The organism is Phaeovulum molybdatiresistens, assembly GCF_023544865.1.
Taxonomy (GTDB): Bacteria; Pseudomonadota; Alphaproteobacteria; order Rhodobacterales; family Rhodobacteraceae; genus Pontitalea.
This window is the reverse complement of sequence record NZ_JAMJFX010000003.1, coordinates 39,571-54,096: the sequence shown is the minus strand read 5'-3', so window position 1 is coordinate 54,096 and position 14,526 is coordinate 39,571. Positions and strand designations below refer to the sequence as shown.

Genomic DNA, 14,526 nt, shown 5'->3' with positions numbered 1-14,526 from the left:
GCGGGGTGCAATTTTGTTCTTCGCCCCTTAAGTAGGCCCCGAACCATCCAAACAAGGAGACCGCCATGGGTCTGCGCATCAACGACGTCGCCCCCGATTTCACAGCCGACTCGACCACGGGTCAGATCCGGTTCCACGACTGGATCGGCGACAGCTATGCGATCATCTTCAGCCACCCGCGCGATTTCACCCCGGTCTGCACCACCGAATTCGGCGCCGTGGCGCAACTGGCCGGCGAATGGGCCAAGCGCAACACCAAGGTTCTGGGCGTGTCGGTGGACTCGGTCGCGGATCACCAGAAATGGAAGCACGACATTGAAGCCTTCGGCGGCGCCCCGGCGGATTTCCCGATCATCGACGACACCAGCCTGACGGTCGCCAAGGCCTTCGACATGCTGCCCGCCGAATATTACCTGCCCGCCGAAGGCCGGACGCCCGCGAACACCGCGACCGTGCGCACCGTCTATATCATCGGGCCGGACAAGAAGGTTCGCCTGACGATGACCTATCCGATGTCGGTCGGTCGCAACTTTGCCGAAATCCTGCGCGCGCTGGATGCGGTGCAGGCGACCGATGGCGTGCCCTTTGCCACGCCCGCCAACTGGGTGCCCGGTCAGGACGTGATCGTGGCGCTGTCGGTCCCGACCGAGGAAGCCCGCGAGAAGTTCGGCGAGCTGGACATCAAGCTGCCCTACCTGCGGTTCGCAAAACACCGCGCCTGAACGAAAAAGGCCCCGGAGCGCTCCGGGGCCTTTCTTTTCCGGGGGTCGGATCAGGCCTCGGTGGCCTCATCCTTTTCCTTCTTCTCGGGCGCGATTTCCTCGCCCGTTTCCTGGTCGACCATCTTCATGCCAAGGCGGACCTTGCCGCGATCGTCGAAGCCCAAGAGCTTGACCTTCACTTCCTGCCCTTCTTTCAGCAGTTCGTTCGGGTGGTTCAACCGCTTGTTCGCGATCTGCGAGACATGGACCAGACCATCGCGCTTGCCGAAGAAGTTCACGAAGGCGCCGAAGTCGACCAGTTTCACGACCTTGCCGGTGTAGACCTTGCCTTCTTCCGGCTCGGCCACGATCGAATAGATCATGTCATAGGCCTTCTTGATCGCTTCGGCGTTGGCCGAGGCGATCTTGATCACGCCGTCGTCGTTGATGTCGACCTTGGCGCCGGACACTTCCACGATCTCGCGGATGACCTTGCCGCCCGAGCCGATCACTTCGCGGATCTTGTCGGTCGGGATCTGCATGGTCTCGATGCGCGGGGCATGGGCCGAGAATTCCTGGCGACCGGCGGACAGCGCCTTGTTCATCTCGCCCAGGATGTGCATCCGGCCGTCCTTGGCTTGCGCCAGGGCCTGCTCCATGATCGCAGGGGTGATGCCCGCCACCTTGATGTCCATCTGCAGGCTGGTGATGCCTTCGGCGGTGCCGGCAACCTTGAAGTCCATGTCGCCCAGGTGGTCTTCGTCACCCAGGATGTCGGTCAGAACCGCCCAGCGGCCATCGTCTTCCAGGATCAGGCCCATCGCGACGCCCGCGACCGGCGCCTTCAGCGGCACGCCCGCGTCCATCATCGACAGCGAACCGCCGCAGACCGACGCCATCGAGGACGAGCCGTTCGATTCGGTGATCTCGGACACGACGCGGATGGTGTAGGGGAAGTCGGTCGCCGCCGGCAGAACCGCCTGCAACGCGCGCCAGGCCAGCTTGCCATGGCCGATTTCGCGGCGGCCGGGCGAACCCACGCGACCCACTTCGCCGACCGAATAGGGCGGGAAGTTGTAGTGCAGCAGGAAGTTCGAGCGGCTGTTGCCGTGCAGCGCGTCGATGATCTGTTCGTCATCGCCGGTGCCCAGCGTGGTCACGACCAGCGCCTGGGTTTCGCCACGGGTGAACAGCGACGACCCGTGCGTGCGCGGCAGGATGCCCACTTCGGACACGATCGGGCGGACGGTGCGGTTGTCACGGCCGTCGATACGCGCGCCACCATTGATGATGTCACCGCGCAGGATCGAGGATTCCAGCTTCTTCAGCGCCGAGCCGAGGTTGATGTTGGCCAGTTCTTCCTCGGTCAGGGCCGCCTTGATCGCGGCCTTGGCAGCGGACACCGCGTCATGACGGGCGGCCTTGTCGCGGATCGCATAGGCGGCGCGCATCGCCTCCTCGCCCGCGGCCTTCACCTTGGCATAAAGCGCCGAGTAATCCGGCGGGGTGAAGTCGAAGGGCTCTTTCGCGCAATCTTCGGCGAAGTCGATGATCAGGTCGATCACCGGCTGCATCGCCTCATGGCCGAACTTCACGGCGCCCAGCATCTCGGCTTCCGACAGCTCATAGGCTTCGGATTCGACCATCATCACGGCGTCCTTGGTGCCGGCGATGACCAGATCCAGACGCTGTTCGGGGTTTTCACGCAGCTTCTGCATGTCGTCCACGGCCGGGTTCAGCACGTATTCGCCATTGGCAAAGCCCACGCGCGCGGCACCAATCGGGCCCATGAACGGCACGCCCGAAACCGTCAGCGCGGCCGAGGCGGCGATCATCGCCACGATGTCGGGTTCATTTTCAAGGTCGTGGCTCAGGACGGTGCACATCACCAGCACTTCGTGCTTGAAGCCATCGACGAACAGCGGGCGGATCGGACGGTCGATCAGACGCGAGGTCAGCGTCTCTTTCTCGGACGGGCGCGCCTCACGCTTGAAAAAGCCGCCCGGGATCTTGCCGGCGGCATAATATTTTTCCTGGTAATGAACGGTCAGCGGGAAGAAATCCTGCCCCGGCTTCGCTTCTTTCGCGAAGGTCACGTTGGCCATGACCGAGGTTTCCCCCAGCGTCGCGATGACCGAACCGTCCGCCTGACGGGCGACCTTGCCGGTTTCCAGCGTCAGCGTTTCTTCGCCCCACTGGATCGATTTCCTGGTGATATTGAACATCAGCTTTTCCTATCGTCGCGCAGGGACCCTCCCCGCGCCTGTTTGCGTACGGGCCCCATGCCCGTGGCCTCTTTTCCTTTCACGGCTGCCCGCCCCATAAGGCCCGATGGGGAGGCCGACACCCGGACAACCGCCCGGATCGAAAGAGAAACGCGCCCCGAAGGGCGCGTCCCTGGATCAGCGGCGCAGGCCCAGACGCTCAATCAGCTTGGCGTAGCGCGCTTCGTCCTTGCCCTTCAGATAGTCCAGCAGCTTGCGGCGCTGGGCCACCATCATCAGAAGACCACGACGAGAGTGGTTGTCCTTCTTGTGGGCCTTGAAATGTTCCGTCAGCGTCGCAATGCGCGACGACAGGATCGCCACCTGGACTTCCGGCGAACCGGTATCGCCTTCCTTGGTCGCGTATTCCTTGATCAGACGGGCTTTTTCTTCAACGGTAATCGACATCGGGGTCTCCTTGTCGGTTAGAGGGATGGCGCAGGCCGGGATGTCGTCCAGCAAGGCCCATGGAGCATCCGCCAAAGGCGACGGATGCGCGCGTATAGGGGAATTTTGCCCAAAAGGGAAGCCTGTTTCACCGGCCCGGCAGGCGCCCCAGGCCGCTTAGCGCGCAAAGGCGCCTTGCGGCATGATCAAAAGATCGCCCACCACCAGATGCGGTGCATTCAGAACCTCGGCGATCTTGGCCCCGTTCAGCATGATCACCGCCATATCGGCCCCCGCAATCTCGACCGTCAGGTCCGGCACCGGGGCATCCCCGTCCCAAACGATCGCGATCCGATCCTCGGCGGGGTTGAAATCGGTTATTCTGGCGGGGGTATCGGCACCGTCCCAATCGGCAATCGCGAACAGATCGCCCCCCTCGCCGCCATGCGCCCAATCGCCCGGGCCCGCCAGCAGGATATCGGCCCCCTCCCCGCCATTCAGAAGATCCGGCGCATCCACCTCATCCTCGTCCGAAAGGCCGTCGATCCAGTCATCCCCGGCACCACCGAACAGCTCATCCGCACCGGGACCGCCTTCCAGCGTGTCTTCGCCCGCCGCACCCTCAAGCGTGTCATCGCCCGGCCCGCCCCGCAGAAGGTCGGCACCGGCCCCTCCGATCAGGCTATCATTGCCGGCCCCACCCTCAAGGGTGTCATCGCCGAAATGGCCCGCCAGAAGATCATTGCCCGCGCCACCCTCAAGCAGGTCATCGCCATCCTCGCCGATCAGGGTGTCATCCCCCGCGTCGCCAAGGATCACATCGTCATCCGCACCGCCAACCAGCACATCATGCCCCGGCCCGCCCCCAAGCCTGTCTTCCCCGGCATAGCCGTTCAGCTGATCATCGCCAGCGCCGCCCGACAGAACGTCACCATCACCCCCGCCCCAGGCGATCGTGTCGGAAACCGGCGCAGGCGGCGGCGTATCGGACGCACCATCATCCGGCGCGGCACCGTCACCCGGCTCCTGCGAGCCGGTCGCGGGCGCAAGCCCGATCGACACACCCGCGACCAGCAATCCAAGCAGCCCTGAAATCAGAAACATGACCCACACACCCTTTACCGGCCACCACACGGGACAACGCCGCCCCTTCGGCCGTTCAGATTTTCTTAGCACGACCCACGGACCCATGGGTTAACATGGACGCCCTCACCACCGTTCCGGCTGGCGATCGTAGCCGATATACAACGGATGCTTGGGCGCACCTGCGCCAGTCAGCCCCAGATGGAACAAATCGTGCCCAGACGCGCGCAGCATCCGCTCAACCGCGGCGCCGCGCCCCAGATGCGCGCCATGCGCGCCCCAGGCGCAGATGATCCGGTGCCCCGGCGCCCCCGCCCAATCCAGGCTTTCCAGAATCGCCGCATCATTGCCGGGGCCCACCGGATCGGCCTGCGCCCGCATCACCTTGGGGTCCGTGGCGCGGAAAGCAAAGATGTTCACCACCCGGAACGCCCCAAAGCCCAGCCGGCGCGCGCGCCGCTCGCACCGCTCGACGGTCGGGTCGTTCTGCGCCTCAGTCGCGGTGGAGGGGTTCAGCAGCACGAACAAGGCGCGGGCGCCGCCCTCATCCCAGGTGCGCGTCAACAGATAACGATAGCGTTCGCAATCAGAATAGACGGCGGTCGAGGCGGCATCGCCCTTCTGATGATGACGTGTGATCATGTGCTCTTCTCGGCCCTGCACCACAGGTTGACAAGCCCGGGCGCCCGGGCCCGGCTGCGGAAGCCTCCGGCGGGAGTATTTTTGCCAAGAAGAAACAGATGCCGCTTCTTCTTGGTCCAAATACTCATTCGCCCGCGCCGCCCGTGATCCGTCAGAGGTTGAAGACCCGGCTGGGGTGCAGCTCGCCCGACTTGTAGATACCCACGGCGATGGGCTTGCCCTGAAAACTTGCCCAGGCCTCATCGCCGTAATCGGCATCGGCCGCGATCACCATGCCGGGGTTACCGTTCTTCAGCCGCACCGCGCCCTCGGGGGTGGCGCGCAGTTCCGGCAGGTCGGCCAGACCCACCTCAAGCGGCAGCACCCTGGCATCCAAATCCGGCGTGCGGGCGAGGCGGTCGATATCCTCCAGCGATAGCCCGTCTTCCGCCTCAAAGGGGCCCGACCAGACCCGGCGCAACCAGAGCACATGGCCCAGGCAGCCCAGCGCCTGCCCCAGGTCGCGCGCGATCGAGCGCACATAGCCGCCCTTGCCGCAAACCAGTTCCAGTTCCACCGTATCGGCATCGGGGCGCGCCACCTGCACCAGGCTTTCCACGTAAAGCGGGCGGGCGGCCAGGTCCATTTCCTCGCCCGCACGGGCCAGGGCATAGGCGCGCTCGCCCTCAACCTTGACGGCCGAGAATTGCGGCGGCACCTGCTGGATGTCGCCCACAAAGGCGGGCAGGGCGGCGGCGATGTCCGCATCGGTCGGACGCGCGTCCGAGGTGGCGATCACCGTTCCTTCGGCATCGTCGGTATTGGTCGCGGCGCCGAAACGGACGGCAAAGCGATAGCATTTCAGCGCATCGGTGATGTAGGGCACGGTCTTTGTCGCCTCACCCAGCGCCACGGCCAGAACGCCGGTCGCCGCCGGGTCCAGCGTGCCCGCGTGGCCCGCCTTTTTGGCGTCCAGCGCCCAGCGCACCTTGTTGACCACCGTGGTCGAGGTGACGCCCGCGGGCTTGTCCACCACCAGCCAGCCGGAAATGTCGCGTCCCTTCTTGCGAGCCATGGTGCCCTCCTGTTCCGAAAGGCCGCGTGCTAGCTGAACCCCTCGCGCCCGTCAATCGCGGGTGACGACCCCGATGATCGGGCCCATCGGCACGCCAAGGTCCGCGCGCCCCAGCCCCGGTGCGATCAGCCGCGACACCGAGCCATCCAGATAAAGCGCATCCGGCGTGCCCAGCTCATCGCGGAACAGCCGGGCAAAGCGGTGGAAGGTCACCGGCGCATCGGAAATCGCGAACCATGCGGTCTGACCGTCGGCGGATACGCCCACGCCGTTTCGGATGTTCAGGCTGTCGCTGTCGGGCAGGAAGCGGGGGTGCAGCGCGCCTTCGATCACCAGCATCGGGCCGGACTGGGTTGCGATGCGACAGGGGGGCGCTTCTTGCGCAAAGCGGCGCGATTCGATCACCGCAAACCCCTGATCAGCGCAAAAGACGCCGTTGGGCAGCATGCCAAAGTTGCCGGGACCGGCGGCGGTGACGATCGGCGCAATCTCGGTCTCGTCCTGGACATACAGTCCCACCGGGCGACGGTCGGGATGATACATGCCCGCGTTCATCGCAAAGACCAGCGCCTCGCCTTCGGCCAGTTCGTTGGCCAGCCGTTCCGGCGTGCCGATCAGCCGCCCCTCGGCATCGTTCAGCCACAGCCGCAGGTCGGCGCCGGCCTGCACGTCACAGACAGTAAAGGGGGTATCTTCAAAGACGATCGCCCGGCAGGTCTGGGCACAGGCGGGGGCCGCCAGCGCCAGCAGAACTGCGTTAATCCAGATCGTCTTCATCATCCGCGTCGGGTTGCGCGATGTCGCGCTGCACGCGTTCGTCGGCAAACATCCGCCGCGTTTCATCCAGCCGGTCAAACGTCTCATCCAGCCGAAACCGCAGTTCTGGCGCGAATTTCAGCGTCAGCGTCCGCGACACCAGGTGGCGCAATTCGCCCTTGTTGCGGCGCAGGGCGGCCAGCATCTCTTCGGCGCCCTGCCCGCCCAGCGGCGTGACATAGGCGGTCGCGACCTTCAGGTCGGGCGAGGTCCGCACCTCGCCGACGGTGATCGAGATGCGGTTGAGGTCGGGGTCATGCACATCGCCACGCATCAGCACATCCGACAGGGTCCGCCGGATCAGCTCGCCCACGCGAAGCTGCCGTTGCGAGGGGCCATCGCCCAAGGAAAAACGGTTCTTTGCCATGCCCCCCATGTAGGCCAAGCCCGGCGCGCCCGCAACGGGCCTTTGCCAAGCGCACGCCAAGCCGCTAAGGAAAGCCGATCACGAAGGAGAGAGAGACAGCCATGACCGATCTGCCGGGTATCGTCATCACCGGGATCTCGGGCCGGATGGGCCGGATGCTGGCCGCCACCGTAGCCGCATCCGACAAGGCGCGGCTGGTGGGGGCGGTGGAACGCGCGGGCCATGACTGGATCGGGAAGGATCTGGGGGTGATGCTGGGCGGGCAGGCCAATGGCGTGACCGTAACCGATGACCCGCTGCAGGCGTTTTCCCGCGCGCAGGCGGTGATCGACTTTACTGCCCCTGCGGCAACGGTCGAATTCGCGGCGCTGGCCGCGCAGGCGCGCGCGGTGCATGTGATCGGCACCACCGGCCTTGAAGCCGAGCATCTGGCGCGGCTGAAGGCCGCCGCGCGCCATGCCGTGATCGTGCGCGCCGGCAACATGAGCCTGGGCGTCAACCTGCTGGTGCAGCTGACGAAAAAGGTGGCGCGCGCGCTGGATGCAGACTGGGACATCGAGGTGATCGAGGCCCATCACCGGATGAAGGTCGACGCGCCCTCGGGCACGGCGCTGATGCTGGGCGAGGCCGCGGCCGAGGGGCGCGGCATCCCGCTGGAGGAAAACCGCGAATCGGGCCGCGATGGCATCACTGGCGCGCGTCGGCCCGGGGCGATCGGCTTTTCCGCGATCCGGGGCGGCGACATCGTGGGCGAACATGATGTGCTGTTTGCGGGCGCGGGGGAACGCATCGTGCTGCGCCACGTCGCCACGGATCGCGCGATCTTTGCCCGTGGCGCGCTGAAGGCCGCCCTGTGGGGCCAGACGCAGAAGCCGGGCGAATATGACATGATCGATGTTCTGGGGCTGGCGGACTGACACCCGTTCCGGCCCAACCGGACACGGTCGCCTAGAAATCGACCGCGATGCCCTTCTTTTCCCAATCGCCGAATCGCACAGGCTCGGGGCCGTCGCGACCGCCCAGTTCGGGCGGCAGGTCCAGCGCGCGGGCGGCCTTGCGGCGCGCCTCGGCTTCGGCCAACGCGCGTTGCGCGGCTGCGGGCAGGTCTTTTTGCGGCTCGTCGGTCATCCGGGCGTTCCTTGGCGGGCCTTCCTTGGCAATGGTCGGGGCATGATATAGGGCCGGGAAACGGGCGCAACAAGTCGAAGGGTCGCGGGGCATGAGCAGGACAGATGCGGCGCGCCGGGCGGCGCTGGGGCTGATCACGGGCGTGACCGAGGGGCGGCAGGCGCTGTCCGATCAGCTGGCGGCAGGCGCGCTTGCGGCGCTGGAACCGGCGGACCGGGCGCGCGCGCAGCGCCTGGCGCTGACCACGCTGCGCCATCTGGGGCGGGCCGATGCGGTTCTGAAGCCGCATCTGCGCAAGGCCCCGCCCGCCGATCTGCGCGCGCTTCTGCGCCTGGCCACCGTCGAGATGCTGGAGGAAGGCGCCGCCCCCCATGGTGTGGTTCATGCCGCCGTGGCGCTGGCGCGGGCGGGCGGGCGGCGCACCGAAGGTTATGCCGGAATGGTCAATGCGGTGCTGCGCCGGGTGGCCGAAACCGGCCCCGCGCTTTGGCCCACGCTGCCCACCCCCGCCTTGCCGGGCTGGCTGCGCGGGCGGCTGATGTCGGCCTGGGGCAAGACAGCGGTGCAGGCGATGGAGGCCGCGCATCTGGCCGGCGCACCGCTGGACCTGACGCCGAAGGATGGCGATGCCCAGGCGCTGGCGGCGCGGCTGGGCGGGGTGGCGCTGCCGACCGGGTCGGTCCGGCTGGCGGCGCGGGGGCAGGTGTCGGACCTGCCCGGCTTTGCCGAAGGCGACTGGTGGGTGCAGGATGCCGCCGCCGCGCTGGCCGCGCGCGTCCTGGCCCCGCAGCCGGGCGAACGGGTGCTGGATCTGTGCGCCGCGCCGGGCGGCAAGGCGATGCAGCTGGCCGCTGCGGGGGCCAAGGTGACGGCGCTGGACATTTCCGCCCCGCGCATGGCGCGGCTGCGCGACAACCTGACGCGCTGCGGGCTGGCGGCGCAGAGCGTGGTGGCCGATGCGCTGGACTGGGTGCCCGATGCGCCCTTTGACGCGATCTTGCTGGACGCGCCTTGTTCGGCCACCGGCACGATCCGCCGCCACCCCGACCTGCCCTTTGTCAAGGATCCGGCCGGGCTGAAGGATCTTGTCGCGCTGCAGGCCCGGCTGCTGGACCGCGCACTGGGCTGGCTGGTTCCGGGCGGGCGGCTGGTGTTCTGCACCTGCTCGCTTCTGCCCGAGGAAGGCGAGGCGCAGGTCCGCGCCGCGGTGGACCGGCACCCCGGTCTTGGCATCATCCCGCCCGACCTGCCGGGCCTTGACCCACAGTGGCACAGCCCCGAAGGCGGCCTGCGGCTGCGGCCCGATCAATGGGCCGATCGCGGCGGACTTGACGGCTTTTACATCGCCGCCCTGCATCTGCCCGCCGAGGCGGGGAATTGATCGGTGACAGCGCACGGGGGCCACACTATGGTGCCCCCCGCATGAGGCGGCACGAAACGGGACAACCGGCGGGATCATGGCAGGGCGAGTCACGCGGCAGGGACAGGCGGCAAGTGGCCTTTCGGGGCGCGCGGATCGGGTTCTGACCCGTCTGGCGGCGCGAATCGCAGCACGCGCGCGCCCGGCAACCGGCTTTGTCAGCCAGCCCGAACCGCGCACCATCGGATCTTTCGCACGCGGGCGTCAGCTGATTGCGGGCAATTTCCTGTTCGCGGGCTTCCTGATCGAGGGGCCCGGCACCGGGCTGTGGGATCTGCCGATGCCCGACCCCGCCTTTGAAGAGGCGCTGCATGGCGGCGCCTGGCTGGACGATCTGGCCGCCGTTGGCGACCGCGAGGCGCGGGTGCGCGCCCAGGCCTGGGTCTTTGACTGGATCGCCCGTTTCGGCGCCGGCAAGGGGCCGGGCTGGACCCCCGATCTGACGGGACGGCGGCTGATCCGCTGGATCAACCACGCGATCCTGTTGCTGAACGGACAGGACCGCGCCGCCGCCGACCGGTTCTTCCGCAGCCTTGGCCAGCAGACCATCTTTCTGTCGCGGCGGTGGAAGTCGGCCTCACCGGGGCTGCCGCGCTTTGAGGCGCTGACGGGCCTGGTCTATGCTGGCCTGTCGCTGACCGGGATGGAACGCCTGGCGGGCCCCGCCGCCGCCGCGCTGGCGCGTGAATGCGACGATCAGATCGGTGCCGAGGGCGGCATCCCCACCCGCAACCCCGAAGATCTGCTAGAGGTGATGACCCTGCTGACCTGGGCCGCCGCCGCCCTGTCGCAGGCCGGGCGCACCCCCGCCCCCGCGCATCTGGCCGCGATCGAGCGCATCGCCCCCACCCTGCGCGCCCTGCGCCATGCCGATGGCGGGCTTGCGCGCTTTCACGGCGGCGGGCGCGGCGCCGAAGGCCGGCTGGATCAGGCGCTGGCGCAATCCGGGGTGCGGGCCGGGGCGCGCACCACGATAGCGGCGGGTCTGGCGATGGGCTTTGCGCGGCTGCATGGCGGGCGCACCACGGTCATTGTGGATGCTGCGGCCCCGCCGCAGGGCCGGGCCTCGGCCAATGCCCATGCCTCGACGCTGGCGTTCGAACTGACCTCGGGGCGGCGTCCGCTGATCGTCAATTGCGGTTCGGGCGCGGGGTTCGGGGCCGACTGGCATCGGGCCGGGCGCGCCACGCCCAGCCATTCCACGCTTGGGATTTTGGGATATTCCTCGTCGCGGCTGGGCCCTGACGGGATGCTGGGGCGCGGCACACGCGGGCTTTTGACCGAGGTGCCGCAACAGGTCTGGGTGCAGCCGGACCCCGACAGTGACGGCACCCGCCTGCTGTGCGGCCATGACGGCTATGCGCCGACCCACGGCATGACCCATGTGCGCGATCTGGACCTTTCATCCGATGGCCGGACCCTGCGCGGCACCGACACGCTGGGCGCGATGACGCCCGAGGATCGCAAACGCTTTGAGGTGCTGTTCGACCGCACCGGCCTGCAAGGCATCCCCTTCGCGATCCGCTTTCACCTGCACCCCGATGTGGATGCAACGCTGGATCTGGGCGGCGCGGCCGTGTCCATGGCGCTGAAATCGGGCGAGATCTGGGTGTTCCGCCATGACGGCATCGGCGATCTGACGCTGGAACCATCTGTCTATCTGGAAAGCGGGCGGCTGCGCCCGCGCGCCACGCGCCAGATCGTGCTCGCGGCGCGGGTTCTGGATTATGCCTGCCAGTTAGGCTGGACCTTGGCGAAAGCACAGGATACGCCCGCGGCGTTACGCGACATCGGCCCCGATGCCCCACCCCCTACCGACGACTGATTCAGAAGGACTGCCATCCCCATGACCAACCTCGTGCCGCTGCGCCGTGCGCTGATTTCCGTTTCCGACAAGACCGGGCTGATCGACTTTGCCCGGGCCCTGGCCGCGCAAGAGGTGGAATTGCTGTCCACCGGCGGCACCGCAAAGGCGCTGCGCGATGCGGGCTTGGCGGTGCGCGACGTGGCCGAGGTGACCGGCTTTCCCGAGATGATGGACGGTCGCGTCAAGACGCTGCACCCCAATGTCCACGGCGGCCTGCTGGCGCTGCGCGACAATGACGAACATCTGGTCGCCATGGCAGCCCACGGCATCGAGCCGATCGACCTGCTGGTCGTCAACCTGTATCCGTTTGAACAAACCGTGGCCCGTGGCGGCGATTACGCCGATTGCATCGAGAATATCGACATCGGCGGCCCCGCGATGATCCGTGCGGCGGCCAAGAACCACGCCTTCGTCGCCACCATCGTCGATGTCCAGGATTATGATGCGGTGCTGGCCGAACTGGCTGCCAATGACGGGCGCACCTCACTGGCGTTCCGTCAGCGTCAGGCGCAGATCGCCTATGCCCGCACCGCCGCCTATGACGCAGCCGTGTCCACCTGGATGGCGGGCGCGATCGACCAGGAAACGCCGCGCCGCCGCGCCTTTGCCGGCATGCTGGCCCAGACCCTGCGCTATGGCGAAAACCCGCATCAGCAGGCGGCCTTCTATCTGGACGGGTCAAACCGCCCGGGCGTTGCCACGGCGAAACAGTGGCAGGGCAAAGAGCTGTCCTACAACAACATCAACGACACTGACGCGGCCTTTGAACTGGTCGCCGAATTCGGTGCCGACGCCCCGGCCTGCGCCATCATCAAGCATGCCAACCCCTGCGGCGTGGCAACCGGCGCCACCCTGACCGAGGCCTATACCCGCGCCTTCGACTGCGACCGCACCTCGGCCTTTGGCGGGATCATCGCGCTGAACCAGGTGCTGGACGGCGCGACCGCCGAGGAAATCTGCAAGATCTTCACCGAGGTCGTGATCGCCCCCGATGCGGATGAGAACGCCCGCGCGATCTTTGCCGCGAAAAAGAACCTGCGGCTGCTGACCACCGGCGCCCTGCCCGACCCGAAAGCGGCGATCACCACCTATCGCCAGGTCGCGGGCGGGTTCCTGGTCCAGGGCAAGGACAATGGCGCGATCACGCGCGCGGATCTGAAGGTCGTGACCGAACGCCAGCCGACGGAACAGGAACTGCAGGATCTGCTGTTCGCCTGGAAGGTCGCCAAGCATGTCAAGTCGAACGCGATCATCTATGTCAAGGATGGCGCCACCGTGGGCGTCGGCGCCGGCCAGATGAGCCGCGTCGACAGCACCCGCATCGCCGCCCAGAAGGCGCGCGACATGGCCGAGGTGATGGGCCTGCCCGCGCCGCTGACCAAGGGTTCCGTCGTGGCGTCGGACGCGTTCTTCCCCTTTGCCGACGGGCTGATCACCGCCGCCGAGGCGGGCGCGACGGCGATCATCCAGCCGGGTGGGTCGATGCGCGACCAGGAAGTGATCGATGCCGCCAATGAACGCGGGCTGGCGATGGTCTTTACCGGGATGCGGCATTTCCGGCACTGACGCGCATTGGCCAGGGGCATGCGCGGGCTCGGACCGCGGATGCCTCCGGCGGGAGTATTTGGTCCAAGAAGAAGAGGCGGGGGTTCATGCGTCTGGCGGCGAAGGTGGCGGCGGCGGTTCTGGTTCTGGACCAGGTCAGCAAATATGCCGTTGTGCATGGGCTGGGCCTTGATCGGCGGCTGGTGGTCGAGGTGCTGCCGCCATGGATCAATTTCCGCATGGCCTGGAACCAAGGCATCAATTTTGGCCTGTTTTCGGGTGAAAGCGATCTGGCGCGCTGGGTGCTGATTGGCGTGGCGCTGGCCGTTTCCGCCTGGATCTGGATCTGGGTGGCGCGCAGCCCGCACCGGGGGATCGTGCAGGTTTCGGCGGGGCTTCTGGTGGGCGGCGCGATCGGCAATGTGATCGACCGGCTGTGGTACGGGGCGGTCGCCGATTTTCTGAACATGTCGACGCCCTGGTTCGACAACCCCTATTCGTTCAACGTGGCCGATATCACGATCTTTCTTGGCGCGGCGGGGCTGGTGCTGTTCACCGGGCAGGAAGGCGAGGGCAAGGGCAAGTCCGCCAAGCGCTAGCGCGTGGCGTGCGGGCACGGTGCCTTTCCCCCGTGACGCGCGCAGCCACATGCGCTAAGAGGGGCGGAACGGGGGCGAACGGATGAGGGGATGGCCCATGCAGGCACGGATCGGCAGAAGCGCAATTGCACTTGCGGCGGTTCTGATGCTGGCCGCCTGCGGCGACAAGGGTGAGCCACAGCTGATGAACCTGCGTTCGGCAACCCAAGGCCCGGATGAATTCGGCATCCTGCCCACCAAGGCCCTGCAGATGCCCGCGGATCTTGCCGCCCTGCCGGAACCGACGCCGGGCGGTGCGAACCTTACCGATCCGACGCCGATGGCCGATGCGGTCGCAGCCCTTGGTGGCAACCCGGCCCGGGTTGCACTGGCCGGTGCGCTGCCTGCGGCGGATGCGGGGCTTGTGGCGCATGCCGGGCGGTTTGGCACCGCGGGCGATATTCGCAGCCAGCTGGCGGCAGAGGATGTCGCCTATCGGCGCGAAAACGATGGCCGGCTGCTGGAACGCATCTTTGATGTGAACACCTATTACCGCGCCTATGCGCCAATGTCGCTGGACCAGCAAGCCGAGCTGGAACGCTGGCGCCGTGCGGGTCTGCGCACGCCGGCAGCCCCGCCCGATCCGCGGCTTGACTGACCCCGATCAACAACGC

General features: G+C 67.1%; 15 protein-coding genes. 7 read left to right on the top strand and 8 right to left on the bottom strand.

From position 1 onward, the window contains the following. Positions 1 to 65 precede the first annotated feature (65 nt). On the top strand, positions 66 to 722 hold the full coding sequence (locus tag MXB90_RS03700) for a peroxiredoxin (RefSeq protein ID WP_250041229.1): 657 nt from the start codon (positions 66 to 68) through the stop codon (positions 720 to 722). A gap of 50 nt (positions 723 to 772) precedes the next feature. On the opposite strand, the gene pnp is transcribed toward MXB90_RS03700, so the two are convergent. From pnp to rbfA, 7 genes are all read right to left on the bottom strand, one after another. After that, positions 773 to 2,926, bottom strand: a complete 2,154-nt coding sequence (gene pnp / locus MXB90_RS03695; protein ID WP_250041228.1) for a polyribonucleotide nucleotidyltransferase — start codon at positions 2,924 to 2,926, stop codon at positions 773 to 775. Between the two features lie 177 nt (positions 2,927 to 3,103). Next, positions 3,104 to 3,373, bottom strand: coding sequence for a 30S ribosomal protein S15 (gene rpsO / locus MXB90_RS03690; protein ID WP_250041523.1), 270 nt, complete (start codon positions 3,371 to 3,373; stop codon positions 3,104 to 3,106). A 156-nt stretch (positions 3,374 to 3,529) separates the two neighbouring features. Continuing rightward, the gene (locus MXB90_RS03685) at positions 3,530 to 4,456 is read right to left on the bottom strand and encodes a calcium-binding protein (RefSeq protein ID WP_250041227.1); all 927 of its coding nucleotides are present in this window, start codon (positions 4,454 to 4,456) and stop codon (positions 3,530 to 3,532) included. 105 nt (positions 4,457 to 4,561) lie between these two features. After that, on the bottom strand, positions 4,562 to 5,077 hold the full coding sequence (locus tag MXB90_RS03680; RefSeq protein WP_250041226.1) for a DUF1643 domain-containing protein: 516 nt from the start codon (positions 5,075 to 5,077) through the stop codon (positions 4,562 to 4,564). Positions 5,078 to 5,228: 151 nt separating this feature from the next. Next, positions 5,229 to 6,131 (bottom strand): tRNA pseudouridine(55) synthase TruB, encoded by a 903-nt coding sequence (truB, locus tag MXB90_RS03675; protein WP_250041225.1) that lies wholly within the window; start codon positions 6,129 to 6,131, stop codon positions 5,229 to 5,231. Positions 6,132 to 6,182: 51 nt separating this feature from the next. Next, positions 6,183 to 6,911, bottom strand: a complete 729-nt coding sequence (locus tag MXB90_RS03670; protein WP_462982208.1) for a phosphodiester glycosidase family protein — start codon at positions 6,909 to 6,911, stop codon at positions 6,183 to 6,185. Further along, positions 6,889 to 7,314 carry a 30S ribosome-binding factor RbfA gene (gene rbfA, locus MXB90_RS03665; RefSeq protein WP_250041223.1) on the bottom strand — a complete coding sequence of 142 codons (426 nt, stop codon included), beginning with the start codon at positions 7,312 to 7,314 and terminating at the stop codon, positions 6,889 to 6,891. The genes MXB90_RS03670 and rbfA overlap by 23 nt, the downstream gene beginning before the upstream one ends. 101 nt (positions 7,315 to 7,415) lie before the next feature. Between rbfA and dapB the strand changes: the two genes are divergently transcribed. Beyond that, positions 7,416 to 8,231: a 4-hydroxy-tetrahydrodipicolinate reductase gene (gene dapB, locus MXB90_RS03660; protein WP_250041221.1), complete on the top strand. Its 816-nt coding sequence runs from the start codon at positions 7,416 to 7,418 to the stop codon at positions 8,229 to 8,231. Positions 8,232 to 8,262: 31 nt separating this feature from the next. Here the strand turns inward: dapB and MXB90_RS03655 are convergent, their stop codons facing one another. Then, entirely contained in the window at positions 8,263 to 8,442 is a 180-nt protein-coding gene (locus tag MXB90_RS03655; protein WP_250041219.1) for a DUF1674 domain-containing protein, read from the bottom strand. Between the two features lie 91 nt (positions 8,443 to 8,533). Between MXB90_RS03655 and MXB90_RS03650 the strand changes: the two genes are divergently transcribed. From MXB90_RS03650 to MXB90_RS03630, 5 genes are all read left to right on the top strand, one after another. After that, entirely contained in the window at positions 8,534 to 9,823 is a 1,290-nt protein-coding gene (locus MXB90_RS03650; RefSeq protein WP_250041218.1) for an RsmB/NOP family class I SAM-dependent RNA methyltransferase, read from the top strand. 76 nt (positions 9,824 to 9,899) lie between these two features. Next, positions 9,900 to 11,687, top strand: coding sequence for a heparinase II/III family protein (locus MXB90_RS03645; RefSeq protein ID WP_250041215.1), 1,788 nt, complete (start codon positions 9,900 to 9,902; stop codon positions 11,685 to 11,687). Between the two features lie 21 nt (positions 11,688 to 11,708). Then, a complete protein-coding gene (gene purH / locus MXB90_RS03640; protein ID WP_250041214.1) occupies positions 11,709 to 13,295 on the top strand; it encodes a bifunctional phosphoribosylaminoimidazolecarboxamide formyltransferase/IMP cyclohydrolase in 1,587 nt (528 codons plus the stop codon). Between the two features lie 86 nt (positions 13,296 to 13,381). Then, positions 13,382 to 13,873 (top strand): signal peptidase II, encoded by a 492-nt coding sequence (lspA, locus tag MXB90_RS03635; protein ID WP_250041213.1) that lies wholly within the window; start codon positions 13,382 to 13,384, stop codon positions 13,871 to 13,873. 97 nt (positions 13,874 to 13,970) lie between these two features. Continuing rightward, on the top strand, positions 13,971 to 14,510 hold the full coding sequence (locus MXB90_RS03630) for a DUF3035 domain-containing protein (RefSeq protein ID WP_250041212.1): 540 nt from the start codon (positions 13,971 to 13,973) through the stop codon (positions 14,508 to 14,510). Positions 14,511 to 14,526: the final 16 nt, after the last annotated feature.

Bases quoted from the DNA above. Each gene is read 5' to 3' on its own strand.
- MXB90_RS03700 (WP_250041229.1), top strand. From the start codon at position 66: ATGGGTCTGCGCATCAACGACGTCGCCCCCGATTTCACAGCCGACTCG.
- pnp (WP_250041228.1), bottom strand. From the start codon at position 2,926: ATGTTCAATATCACCAGGAAATCGATCCAGTGGGGCGAAGAAACGCTG.
- rpsO (WP_250041523.1), bottom strand. From the start codon at position 3,373: ATGTCGATTACCGTTGAAGAAAAAGCCCGTCTGATCAAGGAATACGCG.
- MXB90_RS03685 (WP_250041227.1), bottom strand. From the start codon at position 4,456: ATGTTTCTGATTTCAGGGCTGCTTGGATTGCTGGTCGCGGGTGTGTCG.
- MXB90_RS03680 (WP_250041226.1), bottom strand. From the start codon at position 5,077: ATGATCACACGTCATCATCAGAAGGGCGATGCCGCCTCGACCGCCGTC.
- truB (WP_250041225.1), bottom strand. From the start codon at position 6,131: ATGGCTCGCAAGAAGGGACGCGACATTTCCGGCTGGCTGGTGGTGGAC.
- MXB90_RS03670 (WP_462982208.1), bottom strand. From the start codon at position 6,911: ATGATGAAGACGATCTGGATTAACGCAGTTCTGCTGGCGCTGGCGGCC.
- rbfA (WP_250041223.1), bottom strand. From the start codon at position 7,314: ATGGCAAAGAACCGTTTTTCCTTGGGCGATGGCCCCTCGCAACGGCAG.
- dapB (WP_250041221.1), top strand. From the start codon at position 7,416: ATGACCGATCTGCCGGGTATCGTCATCACCGGGATCTCGGGCCGGATG.
- MXB90_RS03655 (WP_250041219.1), bottom strand. From the start codon at position 8,442: ATGACCGACGAGCCGCAAAAAGACCTGCCCGCAGCCGCGCAACGCGCG.
- MXB90_RS03650 (WP_250041218.1), top strand. From the start codon at position 8,534: ATGAGCAGGACAGATGCGGCGCGCCGGGCGGCGCTGGGGCTGATCACG.
- MXB90_RS03645 (WP_250041215.1), top strand. From the start codon at position 9,900: ATGGCAGGGCGAGTCACGCGGCAGGGACAGGCGGCAAGTGGCCTTTCG.
- purH (WP_250041214.1), top strand. From the start codon at position 11,709: ATGACCAACCTCGTGCCGCTGCGCCGTGCGCTGATTTCCGTTTCCGAC.
- lspA (WP_250041213.1), top strand. From the start codon at position 13,382: ATGCGTCTGGCGGCGAAGGTGGCGGCGGCGGTTCTGGTTCTGGACCAG.
- MXB90_RS03630 (WP_250041212.1), top strand. From the start codon at position 13,971: ATGCAGGCACGGATCGGCAGAAGCGCAATTGCACTTGCGGCGGTTCTG.